The following is a 16,501-nucleotide window of genomic DNA, read 5'->3' as shown; positions in this document are numbered from 1 at the left end:
CGCCCTCGGCACCATATGCGCCCGTAGCTCAATTGGATAGAGCGTTTGACTACGGATCAAGAGGTTAGGGGTTCGACTCCTCTCGGGCGCGTTTTTTATTAACGGGAAGTGGCTCAGCTTGGTAGAGCACCTGGTTTGGGACCAGGGGGTCGCAGGTTCAAATCCTGTCTTCCCGATATTTTCAAAATATGGGGCCTTAGCTCAGCTGGGAGAGCGCCTGCCTTGCACGCAGGAGGTCAGCGGTTCGATCCCGCTAGGCTCCACTTATTTGAATATAACTTATGGCGGTGTAGCTCAGCTGGCTAGAGCGTACGGTTCATACCCGTGAGGTCGGGGGTTCGATCCCCTCCGCCGCTACCATAAAGGACCTTTAGCTCAGCTGGTTAGAGCAGACGGCTCATAACCGTCCGGTCGTAGGTTCGAGTCCTACAAGGTCCACCACTCAAAGTTCATATCTCGGAGGTATACCCAAGTTCGGCTGAAGGGATCGGTCTTGAAAACCGACAGGCGGCGAGAGTCGCGCGGGGGTTCGAATCCCTCTACCTCCTCCATTTTTTCTAAATTAAATATTATATCATCGCGGGGTGGAGCAGTACGGTAGCTCGTCGGGCTCATAACCCGAAGGTCGCAGGTTCAAATCCTGTCCCCGCAACCAAATGGTCCCGTGGTGTAGTGGTTAACATGCCTGCCTGTCACGCAGGAGATCGCCGGTTCGACCCCGGTCGGGACCGCCATTTTTTTTACATAAAGGCTCGGTAGCTCAGTCGGTAGAGCAGAGGACTGAAAATCCTCGTGTCGGCGGTTCGATTCCGTCCCGAGCCACCATTTTGAAATCGCAAGCCGGCTTAGCTCAATTGGTAGAGCAACTGACTTGTAATCAGTAGGTTGGGGGTTCAAGTCCTCTAGCCGGCACCACTTTCAAAATGAGCCATTAGCTCAGTTGGTAGAGCATCTGACTTTTAATCAGAGGGTCGAAGGTTCGAATCCTTCATGGCTCACCATTTTTAATTTAATGCGGGTGTAGTTTAGTGGTAAAACAAGAGCCTTCCAAGCTCTGGTCGAGAGTTCGATTCTCTTCACCCGCTTTTTATGGGCCTATAGCTCAGCTGGTTAGAGCGCACGCCTGATAAGCGTGAGGTCGATGGTTCGAGTCCATTTAGGCCCACCATAATTATTCCGCAGTAGCTCAGTGGTAGAGCTATCGGCTGTTAACCGATCGGTCGTAGGTTCGAGTCCTACCTGCGGAGCCATATTATAGAGAAGTACCCAAGTGGCTCAAGGGGCTCCCCTGCTAAGGGAGTAGATCGCGAACGCGGTGCGAGGGTTCGAATCCCTTCTTCTCTGCCAGATTTTGGCCCGTTGGTCAAGTGGTTAAGACACCGCCCTTTCACGGCGGTAACACGGGTTCGAATCCCGTACGGGTCATACTAAAAGAGATAGCATAATCTGCTATCTCTTTTTTGTTGTATAAAAGTGGACTGTTGATAGTCTGCTTTTTTTTATAGATTTTTGTATACTTTTTTCTATTTGAAGCGTCTAACTAATAGAAAGGAGAGAGCGATGGCGTATGAAAAGGTCATTATAGAAACATCAAAAAGTATTTATAGATATTTGCTTAAAATTGGAGTAACACCAGCAGAAGCAGAGGATATCGTTCAAGATACGATACAAAAAAGTTATATTAATTTAAATAGGATTACCTCTTCTTATACATAAGAAGAGGTAATCCTATTTTTTGAATATGTTTTAACTTTCTGCTGAATGCCCATCCGGTTTCATAACAGCATGACTATATGCGGAGTGGAGAGTTTTGTATCCTAAAAGTGCAATAATTAAGGCAAGGCCTCCTGCAATAATAGCCACACTAAATCCTGCGCGAGCTCCAAAGGTATCAATAATTAAACCAGCTACCGCTGATCCTAGAGAGACTCCAATACCAAGTCCTGTAATTGCCCAGGTCATTCCTTCGGTTATTTTTGATTCAGGTACGATTTTTTCCACCAGTCCCATAGTAATAATCATAGTAGGGGCAACAGATAAGCCTGCAAAGAAAACAATAACTACTAGCCAAGCAATAGTGTTTACGAAAACTAGTGGCAGCATTGTTACCATTGATAGTGTGACTGCTATTAAAAATTGATTATATGGTGGAGTACTGAGTTTAAGAGTGCCGAAAATAAGACCTGCCAGGCATGAACCGATTGCATAGACGGAAAGCACAAAGCTAGCAGCTACTGTGTTTCCTTGATGCTCAGCAAAAGCCACACTAACTACATCTATTGTGCCAAATATAGTACCTATAGCGATGAGTGTGAATACAAGCACTCGTAATGTACCAATTTTAAATACTGTTCCTTTGTTTGTAATGTCGTGGGGATGTACATGTGGTTCTGTGCTTTTTTGCATGGTGAATAGGCATACCCCGATTGTAAGAAAAACACATGATAAAAGTGGTCCTGCTTCTGGGAAGAACATAACACTTAAACTGACGGATAATACAGGACCAATGATGAAGCAAAGTTCATCGACGACCGATTCGAAGGAAAATGCTGTATGCAATTTATGAGATCCACGGTATAGTTTAGTCCAACGTGCACGTACCATGGCCGACATGTTTGGCATACAACCCGCACATAAGGCGGATAGAAATAGCGTCCAATAAGGAGCCTCATATTTCGTACATAGAAGTAAGAGAATCGTAAAGAAAACACTGATACCTGTAGTCGGAAGAAGTATACGAGATTGCCCTAATTGATCAGCCATACGAGAAATATGAGGAGCTAGTAAAGCTGATGATAATGTGAAGGTGGCTGCAACGGCTCCGGCAAGCCAATAGTCACCACGTAACTGAGATAACATTGTAACAATACCAATCCCCATCATTGATATGGGCATCCGAGCTATAAAGCCTGCTAATGAGAATCCTTTTGTACCAGAAGCACTGAAAATCTCACGGTAGGAATTAAACATAATAATCACCAAAGTATTTGACGTTTACATATACATTCTTCATTCTTTTAACTCCTCCTCTGTGTCGTTAATACCTTCTATAAAAAGGGACAGTGAGTCAATTTAGGGTATAAGTAAGAAGTTATATTATCTTGTAAGCTAGAAAAAATTGACATACGCACCGTATGCCAATATCATATTAACATACGGCGCGTATGTCAATTGAAATGTTTTATCTCTGGATGGAGAGCTAACGTTAAAAGGAGTTATTCTTTTATATAGAGAACGATACTATAATGGGATTCATTTTGAATAAAGGGAATGAATAGAAGTAGGAGGAAAAGATGGTTAAAAAAACAAGAGCAGAAATGATCATTGAAACACGCGCTAAATTGCTGAGTGCAGCAAGAGAGGCTTTCGGTACAGTTGGATATGTAAACACATCTATGGATGATTTTACTGCATCTGTCGGTTTAACGCGTGGTGCAATTTATCATCATTTTGGCGATAAAAAAGGATTGCTAGAAGCAGTTGTAAAAGAAATTGATATGGAAATGGATAATAAATTACGGAAAGTATCAGATGAGGCGGAAGGTAATTGGGAAGGATTTGTTGGGCGCTGTCGAGCTTATTTAACGATGGCACTTGATCCAGAAATTCAGCGAATCGTACTTCGAGATGCACCAGCAGTATTAGGAACTAGTTATTATCAATCATCACAGTCACAATGTTTAGCGACGATGGCGGAGATACTTCAGCAACTAATGAAGGATTGTATTATTGAAAAGACGGACTGTGAAGCTTTAGCAAGATTCATAAATGGCGGACTAGTGGACCTTGCTTGTTGGATCGCGAATTCTGAAGATGCCGAGGCACAGTTGTCTAAAGCTTTACATAGCCTATCACTTATATTGAATGGTTTATTATTAGAAAAGAATGCATGATTTTAACGGATATTTTTTAATTAATATGCGCTAATGTGAAAAGGAGCATATATTAATCTATTTGCTCCTTTTCACATTAGCAGGCTGTTTATTTATATGGGGAGAAAGCAGTATGTTAAAAAAGTAAGAACATCATTCATTGCAGGATATCATACCGTATTCCATTCAAAGATTGAAGAGGTGTTATAGCCACACAGTAGTTATCTTATTTTGATTAGATACAGATTGGGATTTAAATTATAGAAAGTAAGTTTAATTCAAAAGAATAATCAAATCACATTATTTGTATTCACAATCTAAAGAAAACGCCTCCATTGAGATGGATTTCACCCGCATTCTAACAACTTTACACTCTATGTGAAAAAGTTCACAAATAGGTCATAATTTGTGAAGGAATTCACAATAATCCGTGCTACAATATGTATGTAAAGAAGTTAAACAACATTAAATTAGTATTTTAATTAATTACTTAAACAATAATAAAAAATAGATGTAAACAATTGAAAGGGGAAATTAACATGAAAAAAGGTATCAATCGCGTAGTATTAGTAGGAACAGGAGCTGTAGGTTGTAGTTATGCTTACTCAATGATCAACCAAGGTGTAGCTGAAGAATTCGTACTAGTAGATGTTAATGAAGCAAAAGCAGAAGGAGAAGCAATGGACTTAAGCCATGCGGTACCATTCTCTCCAGCACCAACAAAAGTTTGGAGCGGTAGCTATGCAGATTGTAAAGATGCAGATTTAGTAGTTATCACTGCTGGATTACCACAAAAGCCAGGCGAAACTCGTTTAGACTTAGTTGAGAAAAATACAAAGATCTTTAAACAAATCGTTCGTGGTATTATGGATAGCGGATTCGATGGAATCTTCTTAATCGCAACTAACCCAGTTGATATTTTAACTTACGTAACTTGGAAAGAATCTGGTTTACCGAAAGAGCGCGTAATCGGTTCTGGTACTACTTTAGACTCTGCTCGTTTCCGTTACATGTTAGGTGACTACTTAGATGTAGATCCACGTAACGTTCATGCTTACATCGTTGGTGAGCACGGTGACACTGAACTTCCAGTATGGAGCCACGCTACTGTAGGTGTACAAAAACTAGAAACAATCTTAGCGAACAACGAACAGTATAACCAAGAAGATTTAGATAAAATCTTTGAAAATGTACGCGATGCAGCTTACCACATTATTGAACGTAAAGGCGCAACTTACTACGGAATCGGTATGTCACTACTTCGTGTAACTAAAGCGATCTTAAGCAACGAGAACAGCGTATTAACTGTATCTGCATACCTTGAAGGTCAATATGGTGAGAAAGATGCTTACGTAGGTGTTCCAGCTGTTATTAACCGCGAAGGTGTACGTGAAATCGTGGAACTTGAATTAAACGAAGAAGAAAAAGTGAAGTTCGCTCATTCTGTAAAAGTATTAAAAGAAACAATGGCACCAGTACTATAATAACTGCTAATAATTCAGAGGCGGGAAACTGCTTCCTACCTCTGAGTTAATATAAATTAATATAAATTCCTTTCCGGTTTCCCTTGTATATCCCCAATATACCCCTTTTGCTGGATAAGGGTCATTTATAGAAAAAAGCACTCTATTTTCGAATAGAGTGCTTTTATATGTTATTTTTTCGGTGTTAATCCTAATTTCTTTAAAATATCTGCGAGTGTACCGCTCTTTGATTTTTCTACAGGTGTTTGTGATTTTGCTGCATCCGGTCCTTTTTTCAAGAAGTTCTTTTCAACGAAGCGAATGTCTTTTTCGTCGACGATGCCGTCATTATTAAGGTCGCCGTCTTTCACAGATAGTCCTTTTTTACCATAGTTGCTAGCGATAATTTCAGCATCTTTAATATCAATGACTTTATCTCCATTTACATCACCTGCAAGGTTTTCATCAGGTCGTGCGTAATAATACTGGCCAAGCAGCTTACCATCTTTTTCAGTACCTAATTTCGTTGTTAGGCGGCTTGTTAAATGCCCTGGAACTTCTACGTATAAGTTATAGTCACGTTTATTAACAGGAAGTCCATTTAATTTGAAGTATCCGTATTTATCCAGTGAGCCTTCAAATTTATGACGGTAAGAATCAGTTGCGTATACTTTTACGCCAAGTTTCGTATAATCAAACTTTTCATCTAAATATCCACGTTCATTTACGAATGCACCAGGTTTAATATTTCCTTCTACTAGTGAGTTTAAAGACATAACTGAGAATGTTTGATCTTGCAGTATACGCATTCTGTTTGGCTCTGATTCACCGTGTTTCCAGTAAACGAACACTGGTAAATCTAACTGAGCATTTGCTTCATAAAATTCATCATTTTCTACTTTGAAAGTTACATCAATGAATGGGAAATCACCGTCTAATCCAGCGAAGTTTTTATCATCAATAGCTCCGCCTACTGTAACAGAACCTTCTTCTAATTTCGGCTCATTTACTTTTGCAGTTACACCTTTTTCAGAAAGGAGTTTTTCAAAAGCAGGATTCAATTTCGCATTTGCAAATTTGAAGTTCTTCTCTAGGAATTTCACGTTAAATTCTCCAGCAACAAATTGTTTTACGTGCTTCGCGTTTAGTGTTACTGTGAATTCATCATTTTTATATAATTCTTTTTTATCATAACTAGCTTTCGCATATTGAGCACCTTGCGGGATGAACCAATAGTTATTTACACCGCTTGGATAGTCGGGGCCTGCAGTTGCATAATCGAAAATATATACGCCTGTGTTCATTGGGCCTTCCGTTCTGAAGGAGTCAGGTGTAATACCAACTTTAAAGTCGCCATTTTCAGTAATCGGTAAAAACTTATGCAAGTATGGGGAATAGTCATAGTACATAACCCCGTTCGCTTCTTGCGTAATGTTTAACCCTTTTCCTTTTAAGTAGTCAACGTTTGAATCATACACATTTCCCTTAATCCATAGTGCTTTTTTACCGTCTTCTACTGTATAGTTTTCTTCATTTAATTCATAAATACCAGGCTGTAATCCAGTTAATTTCACTTCTGGCGGTGTATTATCAATTACGACATAATCACCTTTCACACGTGCCTTCCCGGCTTTATCATAGCCAACAAATTCAATTGTGTAATCTCCTTCTGGTAAGTCGATTTTCTCATCACCAATTGGTTTTGCAGGATCATTTGTAAAAGGATACACTCTGCCGTTAAAGAATGAATCTAAGTAGTAATACACATCCGTTTGTAGTCCACTCGTGTTTAATGTTCCGATGAAGCCGAGCGCTTTATTTGTTTTTGAGTCTTTCACGATAAGATCTAACGTTTCAAGTTCGCTGTTTAATTGGAACGCCCCGTGAACATATGATTCACGGTATGGATTGAATTTAGATGTATCAGTTGAGATTGTTTTTCTTGATAATAGTGCATTTTCAATACCAGGCTCTGATACACGAATAGAGAACGGAATTTGATACGTTTCTTCTTTATTTTTCGTGTTTGTAATATGAATATACCCTTCATATCGGCCTTGCTTTGCACCAGCTGGAATATTAATTTTTGCTTCAATTTCATCTGATTTACCAGCATCAATTGTTATTGTTTCAGAAGTAGAAACTTTTACACCGCTTGCGATAGCATCGTTAATAGTGGAAGAGGCTGGTGTGTAAGAAATTTCTGTTTTAAATTCTTTTTTCTCCTGTTTATTACGATTCTCAATTTTAATTTTTCGTTTTTGTTCAATTGATTCCCCATCTTTTTGATAGTACTTCCCGAATGCAATTGATCCAGTTTCTTCTGGTACTTCAATCACTTCATCATTAACTATTGTTTTTGTTGTATCTAACACTTTAAAACTCGTTTCAGTATGAACGGAGTTGTAAGCATCTACTCGTCCAGCTCCAACTTCATATACGGAATACTTCTCTTTTAAATCATCAGCAGTATTCATGAGGGAAGCTTTCACATCAAATGGAGTGTATTCTGGATGTTCTTGTAAAATAAGTGCAGCCACACCAGCGATGTGAGGAGAAGCCATTGAAGTTCCTTGCATGCGCTCATAGGAAACATCATAATTTTCCCCTTCTTGTGGATCGTTAATATATTCAGGTACTGTTGAAAGTACAGCAACACCAGGTGCTGTAATATCTGGTTTAATATCATCATTTGATATAACAGGGCCGCGTGAGCTAAAGTCTGCAAGATGATCGCCTTCTGTTTGAATGTAATTAATCTCATCGAAAGTTAAGGATGTGCTACCTTGTTCGATTTGAGCTTTTAGTTTTTCGCCGTCTTCTTTCGTTAAGCGGAATGCTGGAATGTATTTTGTGCTTTCACCAACATAGAAAGGAATTTCTCCATCCACGTTGTTATAAATAATAACGGCTTTTGCACCCGCTTGTTTTGCGTTCGCAATTTTTTCATCAAAGGAGAGTGTACCACGTGCAACGAGAGCGATTTTTCCTTTTACATCTTTTTTACTAAACTCGTCAGGCGTACCGATTCCTACAGATTCAATAGGTAAAGTTTGTCCTTTGAAATCTTCTATTTTATCAGTGAAATTTTTTCCGAATAAAATGAGATTAGAAAATTGTAACTGTCCTGCATGCCCTGATAGTTTCGGTAAGGAAATAGAGCTATCGCTTGCCCCAACTGTAATAGCAAATGGAGAAGCACCTGGTGATCCGAGTGTTGCTGGATTTGGCCCAGAGTTCCCGGCAGCAACGACTGTAACGACACCGGAAAGCATCGCGTTATTGACAGCGATAGATGTTGGATCAAGTGGATTGTTGCTATCATCACCTAACGATAAGTTAATAACGTTCATCCCGTCAGAAATAGATTTATCAATTGCAGCGATAATACCTGAACTATCCCCGCTACCGTACGGACCAAGTACACGATAGTTATAAAGTTCAATGTCAGGTGCAACACCTTTTACTGCGGAATCTGATTTATTTTTCTTTTGAGCAGAAACAATACCTGCTACGTGAGTACCGTGTGCTGTGTAGAAGGAAGAACCACGATTATCAAATTCAGGAGCGCCAGATTGTTGCCACTCTGTATAAGTTGTTTCCATCGGATCTGCATCGTTATTAATAAAGTCCCAACCTTTTACAGAGTTTGGGTCTACCTTACTAGAATCTTCACCCGGTTTTGCGCGATAGCCTTTATACACGTCTTTTAAGTCAGGGTGATTGTAATCAATACCCGTATCTAATACACCAACTTTAATACCTTTTCCGGTAATGCCCTCGCTATGTAACTTGTCTATTCCAATTTGCGGAATGCTATCTGTTAGTTTTTGAGGTGCTTTTTGCTCCGCTTGTTTTGGTAAATCTAATTTCACTTCGTAATCTTTCCAAATACGTTTTACAACGCCAATTCGTAACAATTCTTCCACTGTATTTGCAGGTAACGTTAGCGCAACCCCATTTATAGCATGCTTATAAGAACGTTTAATTTGTACAGACTGGAAATTCCCTGATTTTACTGATGAGCTGAATTGATAAAGGCGTTTTAATCCTTTTTGGAATTCCTCATGTTCTTGATCAATACGTGCTTTTATATTTTCAGGAGCAGCTTGTAACCCTTTTTCTTTTTGTTTTAATTCATTAATCTTTACTGGAGCAGTTTGAAATTCTACAATGATATTTACTGGTTCAGAACTACTCGTATTAATATCTGGTGAAATAGTAAAACCAGGATTGGCATCTAACGTTTGTAATGCCTGGCGCTGTTCTTTAGAAAGTTTTGATAGTAAAGACTGGGCGTTTGAAGAGTCAATTTGGTTAATAGGGTTTTCAGCAAGTACATTGAACGGAAGGGCAGTTGAAAATAGAACGCCAGCCGTTACAATTCCGGTAACAAAACGATTTTTCTTTTTCATGTATAGGCCTCCGATAATTTATATTTTAAAAATTATTTCTCCACGCCTGGTGTTTGCTCTGCATGGAATGTCCAGTTTAGATGTAAGGAATCACCCTGGAATTTATTTTGATCTTGGTCGTTGTCTTCAAAGGAGAAGAGAACGTGTAAATAATCTGTTTCACCAGACTTAATACCGTCTATTAAGTTATGACGTTCTAGAGAAGTAGCTACATCTTCAGGTTTCATAGTTTTTAAGTCTGATAGTTTTGTTTCCCACAAAATTTCATGATCATCGTTTGGATTAGATGGTTTTCCATCATTCACTAAAAATTTGACGATGATGTGATCACCTAAATCTTCACCATCATTATTTTGCTTTGCATCTGTAACCTCATAGGATGTTTCAAGTGCTACTTTTGCAATATCCAATGTTCCTTTGTTTTCAAGCTTGAAATTTCTTTCAATCAAATCACCTGGTTTTAAATCTTTCACATTAACAATTACACTTGGGTTAATAGAAAGATCTAGTGTACCAGCTTGAAATGAGTTACTAGATGTTTCAGAATCACTGAAATAGGCGAATACACCGCCGAATGTAAGGGATAAGCCAAGTGAAGCTGTGACAACTCCCATTCCAAGCTTTTGTTTTAATGACATAAGAAAGCCCCCTAATTTAATTTTTATCAAACTTTCGCCTGGAGCATCGATAGAGTAAACATAGTGTTTCAGTATGAATTATATTTGCGAAGGTTCAACGTTCTTTATTGAGAACAAGTATATGCTTATGAATTTTCCATTTCAATAAAATTGTGACAAAAAATGTTGAGAAACATTTTTTTATGACAGATTATTTTGTTACGATTTTAAGTGATAAATAGCGAGTAAAATAGGATAAATCTTATGAAATAAAGGTTGAGAAATAAATAATAGGATGAAAGACTAGTAGGAAATGAAGCGTTTGCAATGAATATTCGTCAAAATTCGATATTTTACACAGTAAATTTGAATATTTTAAGCGGAATTAAAGAAAAAAACGAATATTTTTTAAAAAATAACAAGGATATTTCAGTTTTTCGCAGAAATGATAAAGAGTAAAAAATTTCTGTCATCTTAGTGAGGTGAACATATTGGATGTAATAAATTGTGAAGAAGTGAAACGAGATGAGTTTCATACAGAAAAGTACTATGACAGTTATAACATCTTTGGCGCACATATTGTGACGGAAGATGGGGTGCGAGGTGTACGATTCACAGTATGGGCTCCTCATGCGAAAGCAATGAGTGTTGTTGGGGATTTTAATGAATGGGATTATGAGCAACATAAGATGCTACAAGTGACAGAAGAGGGGACTTGGTCCTTGTTTGTACCGCATATTGAAGAGAATGATATATATAAGTATGCGATTGAAACGATGGACGGTGACGTTATTTTAAAAGCGGATCCTTATGCAGTATATGCAGAAGTAAGACCAAATACGGCATCTGTAGTTTTTGATATAGAGGGATATGAATGGAATGATAAAAACTGGATTCGTAAGAGAAAGAAAAAATCGATTTATAAAGAAGCGATGACAGTTTATGAATTACATTTCGGTTCTTGGAAAAAGAAAGAGGATGGCGCTCTGTATTCTTACAGAGAAATGGCCGAGGAGCTCATTCCGTATGTGGTGGAACATCAATTTACACATATTGAAATTATGCCGCTTGTTGAGCATCCCTATGATCGTTCTTGGGGATATCAGGGAACAGGATATTATGCAGCGACAAGTAGATTCGGCACGCCACATGATTTGATGTATTTTGTCGATGAATGTCATAAATATGGAATCGGTGTCATTTTAGATTGGGTACCGGGGCATTTTTGTAAAGATGCTCACGGTTTATATTTGTTTGATGGGACACCGACTTATGAATATAAAGATAGAGACGTACAAGAAAACCTTGTATGGGGAACTGTTAATTTTGATTTAGGGAAGAGAGAAGTACGTAATTTCTTAATTTCAAATGCGTTATTTTGGATGAGGCATTTCCATATTGATGGTTTCAGGGTAGATGCAGTTGCGAATATGCTGTACTGGAATAAAGAAGGAAAAGAGCAAAGCAATGAACACGCCGTTTCTTTCTTACGAGAGTTAAATGAAGCCGTGTTTGCAGAAGATGAAGAGTTTCTTATGACAGCGGAAGATTCAACAGCTTGGCCACTTGTAACAGCTCCAACATACGAGGGTGGACTTGGATTCAATTATAAATGGAATATGGGTTGGATGAATGATGTGCTGAAATATATGGAATGTGCGCCAGAGTACCGGAAATACATTCATGAGAAAATGACATTCTCTTTAATATATGCTCACTCTGAAAACTTCATATTGCCGCTTTCTCATGATGAAGTCGTTCATGGGAAAAAGTCGTTATTAAATAAAATGCCGGGAGATTACTGGGATAAGTTTGCTCAGCTTCGTTTATTATATGGATATTTCTTTACTCATCCAGGTAAGAAATTACTCTTTATGGGTGGAGAATTCGGGCAATTTGATGAGTGGAAAGACCTTGAAGATTTAGATTGGAATTTACATGATTTTGAAATGCATCGTAATATGCATGATTACTTTAAAGAGCTCATAGCATTGTATAAGCGCTCAAAACCACTTTGGCAGTTAGATCACTCGCCTGAAGGATTTCAGTGGATTGATGCTAATAATAATGAGCAAAGTATTTTCTCGTTTATCCGCCAAGGGGATAAGCAGGAAGATGCGTTAGTTGTCGTATGTAATTTTACGAAAGCTACATATGAAAACTATAAAGTAGGTGTACCAGATTTCGAGTACTATAACGAAATTTTAAACAGTGACTCGGCGCAATATGGCGGATCGGGGCAAGTTAATAAGAAACGTCTCAAGACGATTCTAGAGCCATATCATAATCAAGCGGCACATGTAGAAATTACAATTCCACCATTTGGCGTATCCATATTACGACCAGTGAAGACGAGAAAGGGGAGCAAAAAACAAGATGGCTCAAAAACAAAAGTGCGTAGCAATGTTACTAGCAGGGGGAAAAGGTAGTCGTTTAAGTGCATTAACAAAAAATTTAGCCAAGCCAGCTGTTCCATTTGGTGGTAAATATCGCATTATTGATTTTACGTTAAGTAACTGTGCAAACTCCGGTATTGAAACGGTGGGGATTTTAACACAATATCAACCGTTAGAACTTCATAATTATATTGGAATCGGAAATGCTTGGGATCTTGATCGTGTAAACGGTGGAGTCACTGTGTTACCTCCTTATGCGGAGTCTTCAGGTGTGAAGTGGTATACAGGTACGGCAAGTGCTATTTATCAAAACTTAAACTATTTAAGTCAGTATGAACCAGAATATGTCCTTATTTTATCAGGCGATCATATTTATAAAATGGATTACAGCAAAATGCTAGATTACCATATTGAGAAAGAAGCGGACGTTTCGATTTCTGTTATTGAAGTGCCGTGGGATGAAGCAAGTCGCTTTGGCATCATGAATACAAATGAAGAGATGGAAGTTGTTGAATTTGAGGAGAAACCGCAATTTCCAAGAAGTAATCTTGCATCAATGGGAATTTATATTTTTAACTGGGCTATTTTAAAAGAATATTTAGAGATGGATGCAAGAAACCCTGAATCTAGTAATGACTTCGGAAAAGATGTACTCCCGCTTTTATTAGATGAAGGGAAGAAGTTGATGGCGTATCCGTTTGAAGGATATTGGAAAGATGTTGGAACGGTGAAAAGCTTATGGGAAGCGAATATGGATTTACTTCGCGATGAAACATCGTTGAACTTGAACGATCGTAATTGGCGCATTTATTCTGTAAATCCAAACGAGCCGCCTCAATATATTGCAGAAAAGGCAAAAGTAGAAGAGTCACTTATTAATGAAGGGTGCGTCATTGAAGGGGACGTGAAGCATTCTGTTTTATTCCAAGGAGTAACGGTAGAAGAAGGTAGTATGGTAATCGATTCTGTCGTTATGCCTGGGGCAAAGATTGGTAAAAACGTTGTGATTGAAAGAGCGATCGTTGGATCAGAAATGGTTATTGAAGATGGGACAATAATTCGCCCAGAAAAAAATGTTGACGATGTAGTACTAATTGCTGAAGGAAAATAGAAAAGGGGGATGAAATGAATGGGAGAAAAAATGTTAGGGATTATTAATGCAACGGGAAGTTTTCCTTCCTTAAAGAAAGTAACAGGGCATCGTTCATTAGCGGCGTTACCGTTTGGAGGCCGTTACCGCCTCATTGATTTCATGCTTTCAAATATGGTGAATTCTAATATTCATAGCGTGGCGGTTTTTACAAGTCATAAAAATCGTTCTTTAATGGATCATGTTGGTTCAGGAAAACAGTGGGATTTAGATAGAAAGCGTGATGGACTGTTTTTATTCCCACCGAACTGCCAATGTGATCATGACGAATTTGGATCTTTTGCACATTTTAGAAGACATATTGATTATTTTCTAAGAAGCAGAGAAGAATATGTTGTTATTACGAATAGCCATCTTGTAACAGCGTTAAACTTTCAAGCGGTGTTAGAGCGACATATACATACGTCTGCAGATATTACTGAAGTTTGTCATGAAGGGGTTTCGCTTCAAACATATGTGTTAAAGAAACAATTATTGCTAGACTTATTTGAGACATATAAAGATGTGGAGCAATACAGTTTATTTGATGTAGTGAGAGAAAAGAGCGGGAAATCACTGCATATTACTACGTACGAACATACAGGATATGTAGCTATTATTGATTCTATTGAAAGTTACTATAAACATAGCCTAGAAATTTTGCAGCCTTCTATTTGGAAGCAATTATTTAAGAAAGAAGCACCAATCTTTACGAAAGTAAAAGATGAGCCACCAACTCGTTATATGAAGGGTGCAGTAGTGAAAAATACGATGATTGCAAACGGTAGTATTATTGAAGGTGAAGTAGAAAATAGTGTTGTCTCCCGTTCTGTTAAAATTGGAAAAGGTTCAATTGTTCGTAATAGTATTATTATGCAAAAGAGCCAAATTGGAGATAATTGCATAATAGACGGTGTTATTATCGATAAAGATGTGAAAATTGGCGACGGCGTAGTGTTAAAAGGAAATGCCGATGAGCCATATGTTGTAGAAAAAGGTAGTGTACAAAATAGTACAATCAACAGTTATTCGTAAATAGCAGGTGCATAATTAGTGGGGGATTTAGAAAACCCCCACTAATTAAGGTTTTACTCTATATGAAAACTTGAAGGGAGGAAGCTGTAAGAAGAGCGATTTATGATGTATACGCTTTTCGTGCAGTGGAACAACAGGTGAATATTTTATTTGCAGTATCAGAATGTGTACCGTTTATTAAATCCGGAGGTCTAGCTGATGTAGCAGGAGCGCTTCCAAAAGAATTAAAAAAATTAGGAGTGAATGTTCGCATTATACTTCCAAACTACAGTCTTATCCCGAAAGAGTTAAGAGAAGGATGTACGCTTCATAAAGTAATTAACGTTCCTCTTGGATGGAGAAATCAATATTGCGGGATTTTAAAAGGTGAGCAGGACGGGATTACGTATTACTTAATAGATAATGAATATTATTTTAAGAGAGATTCTCTATATGGCCATTATGATGATGGGGAGCGTTTTTCTTATTTTTCAAAAGCAGTTTTAGAGTGTATTCCGCATCTTGATTTCGAAGTAGATGTTCTTCATAGCCATGATTGGCACACAGCTATGGTTAATTTCTTACTTCGTGAAAAGTATCAAGATAACCCGTTATATGAGCATATTAAAACGGTATATACGATTCATAACTTGCAGTTCCAAGGTGTGTTTCCTCCTGAAGTGATGTACGACTTACTGGAGCTTGGTCATGAATATTTTCATAGTGACCAGCTTGAGTTTTATGGAAACGTGAACTTTATGAAAGGCGGTATTATCGCATCTGACCAAATTACAGCGGTTAGCCCGACATATAAAGAAGAGATTCAATATGAGTTTTTCGGTGAGAAGTTAGATGGATTGTTACGAAAGAATAACGATAAGCTTAGTGGCATTGTAAATGGAATTGATACGAGCGTATATAATCCAGAAACAGATTCGTATATTACTGCTCAGTATAGTGCAGAGTCATTAGATGGAAAGAATGAAAATAAACGTGCATTGCAACGTTATTTTGGTTTGCCAGAAAAAGAAGATACGCCAGTTATTTCGATGGTAACACGATTAACGAAGCAAAAGGGGCTTGATCTAGTACGTACTGTATTCCGTAAAATAATGGAAGAAGATGTACAATGTATTATTTTGGGGTCAGGCGATTCTGAATACGAGCAGTTCTTTGAATGGATGGCATACGAGTATCCAGAAAAGGTAAAAGTATATATTGGGTTTAATGAAGCTTTAGCGCACCAAGTGTACGCGGGAAGCGATTTATTTTTAATGCCATCGCTGTTTGAACCGTGTGGACTTGGACAACTTATTGCGCTAGCATATGGCACGATTCCAATTGTAAGAGAAACAGGCGGATTAAATGATACTGTACATTCTTACGATGAGGACACTGGAATTGGGAATGGCTTTAGCTTTACGAATTTTAATGCGCATGACATGTTACATACGATTCTTCGTGCAATTGAGTTTTATCAAGATAAACCGGTATGGGATAAGCTTGTAAAGCAAGCGATGACTGAAGATTATAGCTGGGGGAAATCTGCTCTTGCATACAAGAAATTGTATAAAAGTCTCATGGAATAACATTGA

The 16,501-nt window shown here is 38.2% G+C and carries 10 protein-coding genes and 16 tRNA genes; 23 read left to right on the top strand and 3 right to left on the bottom strand.

The window, feature by feature from the left end; translation table 11 throughout:
* The first annotated feature begins 17 nt into the window (after positions 1–17).
* The 17 genes from MR155_RS17305 to MR155_RS17225 all read left to right on the top strand — a co-directional run bounded on the left by MR155_RS17305 (position 18) and on the right by MR155_RS17225 (position 1,716).
* Positions 18–91, top strand: a tRNA-Arg gene (locus MR155_RS17305).
* An 11-nt stretch (positions 92–102) separates the two neighbouring features.
* Positions 103–176, top strand: a tRNA-Pro gene (locus MR155_RS17300).
* 14 nt (positions 177–190) lie between these two features.
* Positions 191–263: transfer RNA gene (locus MR155_RS17295), tRNA-Ala, on the top strand.
* Between the two features lie 20 nt (positions 264–283).
* Positions 284–360 (top strand) — tRNA-Met (locus MR155_RS17290).
* 4 nt (positions 361–364) lie between these two features.
* Positions 365–441 (top strand) — tRNA-Ile (locus tag MR155_RS17285).
* A 17-nt stretch (positions 442–458) separates the two neighbouring features.
* Positions 459–551: transfer RNA gene (locus tag MR155_RS17280), tRNA-Ser, on the top strand.
* 27 nt (positions 552–578) lie between these two features.
* Positions 579–655: transfer RNA gene (locus MR155_RS17275), tRNA-Met, on the top strand.
* A 3-nt stretch (positions 656–658) separates the two neighbouring features.
* Positions 659–734: transfer RNA gene (locus MR155_RS17270), tRNA-Asp, on the top strand.
* A gap of 15 nt (positions 735–749) precedes the next feature.
* Positions 750–825, top strand: a tRNA-Phe gene (locus MR155_RS17265).
* Positions 826–839: 14 nt separating this feature from the next.
* Positions 840–915: transfer RNA gene (locus MR155_RS17260), tRNA-Thr, on the top strand.
* Between the two features lie 10 nt (positions 916–925).
* Positions 926–1,001 (top strand) — tRNA-Lys (locus MR155_RS17255).
* Positions 1,002–1,014: 13 nt separating this feature from the next.
* Positions 1,015–1,085: transfer RNA gene (locus tag MR155_RS17250), tRNA-Gly, on the top strand.
* A gap of 6 nt (positions 1,086–1,091) precedes the next feature.
* A tRNA-Ile gene (locus tag MR155_RS17245) sits at positions 1,092–1,168 on the top strand.
* 7 nt (positions 1,169–1,175) lie between these two features.
* Positions 1,176–1,250, top strand: a tRNA-Asn gene (locus MR155_RS17240).
* A 6-nt stretch (positions 1,251–1,256) separates the two neighbouring features.
* A tRNA-Ser gene (locus tag MR155_RS17235) sits at positions 1,257–1,347 on the top strand.
* A gap of 6 nt (positions 1,348–1,353) precedes the next feature.
* Positions 1,354–1,425 (top strand) — tRNA-Glu (locus tag MR155_RS17230).
* 135 nt (positions 1,426–1,560) lie between these two features.
* On the top strand, positions 1,561–1,716 hold the full coding sequence (locus tag MR155_RS17225; RefSeq protein ID WP_242310670.1) for a hypothetical protein: 156 nt from the start codon (positions 1,561–1,563) through the stop codon (positions 1,714–1,716).
* 30 nt (positions 1,717–1,746) lie between these two features.
* On the opposite strand, the gene MR155_RS17220 is transcribed toward MR155_RS17225, so the two are convergent.
* The gene (locus MR155_RS17220) at positions 1,747–2,970 is read right to left on the bottom strand and encodes an MFS transporter (protein WP_219301102.1); all 1,224 of its coding nucleotides are present in this window, start codon (positions 2,968–2,970) and stop codon (positions 1,747–1,749) included.
* Between the two features lie 323 nt (positions 2,971–3,293).
* Here MR155_RS17220 and MR155_RS17215 point away from each other — a divergent pair, with 323 nt between their 5' ends.
* Positions 3,294–3,893: a TetR/AcrR family transcriptional regulator gene (locus tag MR155_RS17215; protein WP_113938210.1), complete on the top strand. Its 600-nt coding sequence runs from the start codon at positions 3,294–3,296 to the stop codon at positions 3,891–3,893.
* A 518-nt stretch (positions 3,894–4,411) separates the two neighbouring features.
* Positions 4,412–5,356, top strand: a complete 945-nt coding sequence (locus MR155_RS17210; protein WP_002089250.1) for an L-lactate dehydrogenase — start codon at positions 4,412–4,414, stop codon at positions 5,354–5,356.
* A 170-nt stretch (positions 5,357–5,526) separates the two neighbouring features.
* Here MR155_RS17210 and MR155_RS17205 read toward each other — a convergent pair whose 3' ends face one another.
* Together MR155_RS17205 and MR155_RS17200 are read right to left on the bottom strand one after the other, a co-directional pair.
* Complete coding sequence (locus MR155_RS17205; protein WP_242310668.1) at positions 5,527–9,750, bottom strand: S8 family serine peptidase; 4,224 nt, start codon at positions 9,748–9,750, stop codon at positions 5,527–5,529.
* A 32-nt stretch (positions 9,751–9,782) separates the two neighbouring features.
* Complete coding sequence (locus MR155_RS17200) at positions 9,783–10,388, bottom strand: CalY family protein (protein WP_113938207.1); 606 nt, start codon at positions 10,386–10,388, stop codon at positions 9,783–9,785.
* A gap of 470 nt (positions 10,389–10,858) precedes the next feature.
* Here MR155_RS17200 and glgB point away from each other — a divergent pair, with 470 nt between their 5' ends.
* The 4 genes from glgB (at position 10,859) to glgA (ending at position 16,495) form a co-directional block, all read left to right on the top strand.
* On the top strand, positions 10,859–12,796 hold the full coding sequence (glgB, locus tag MR155_RS17195) for a 1,4-alpha-glucan branching protein GlgB (RefSeq protein WP_242310666.1): 1,938 nt from the start codon (positions 10,859–10,861) through the stop codon (positions 12,794–12,796).
* The gene (glgC, locus tag MR155_RS17190; protein WP_002129671.1) at positions 12,744–13,874 is read left to right on the top strand and encodes a glucose-1-phosphate adenylyltransferase; all 1,131 of its coding nucleotides are present in this window, start codon (positions 12,744–12,746) and stop codon (positions 13,872–13,874) included. The genes glgB and glgC overlap by 53 nt, the downstream gene beginning before the upstream one ends.
* An 18-nt stretch (positions 13,875–13,892) precedes the next feature.
* Positions 13,893–14,927 (top strand): glucose-1-phosphate adenylyltransferase subunit GlgD, encoded by a 1,035-nt coding sequence (gene glgD, locus MR155_RS17185; protein ID WP_002067855.1) that lies wholly within the window; start codon positions 13,893–13,895, stop codon positions 14,925–14,927.
* A 137-nt stretch (positions 14,928–15,064) separates the two neighbouring features.
* Positions 15,065–16,495: a glycogen synthase GlgA gene (gene glgA / locus MR155_RS17180; protein ID WP_219301106.1), complete on the top strand. Its 1,431-nt coding sequence runs from the start codon at positions 15,065–15,067 to the stop codon at positions 16,493–16,495.
* Positions 16,496–16,501: the final 6 nt, after the last annotated feature.

This window comes from Bacillus cereus group sp. BfR-BA-01331, assembly GCF_022663915.1.
GTDB classification, from domain to species: Bacteria; Bacillota; Bacilli; order Bacillales; family Bacillaceae_G; genus Bacillus_A; species Bacillus_A mycoides.
The sequence above is the reverse complement of the archived record's forward strand: the minus strand, read 5'-3'. Positions and strand labels throughout refer to the sequence as shown.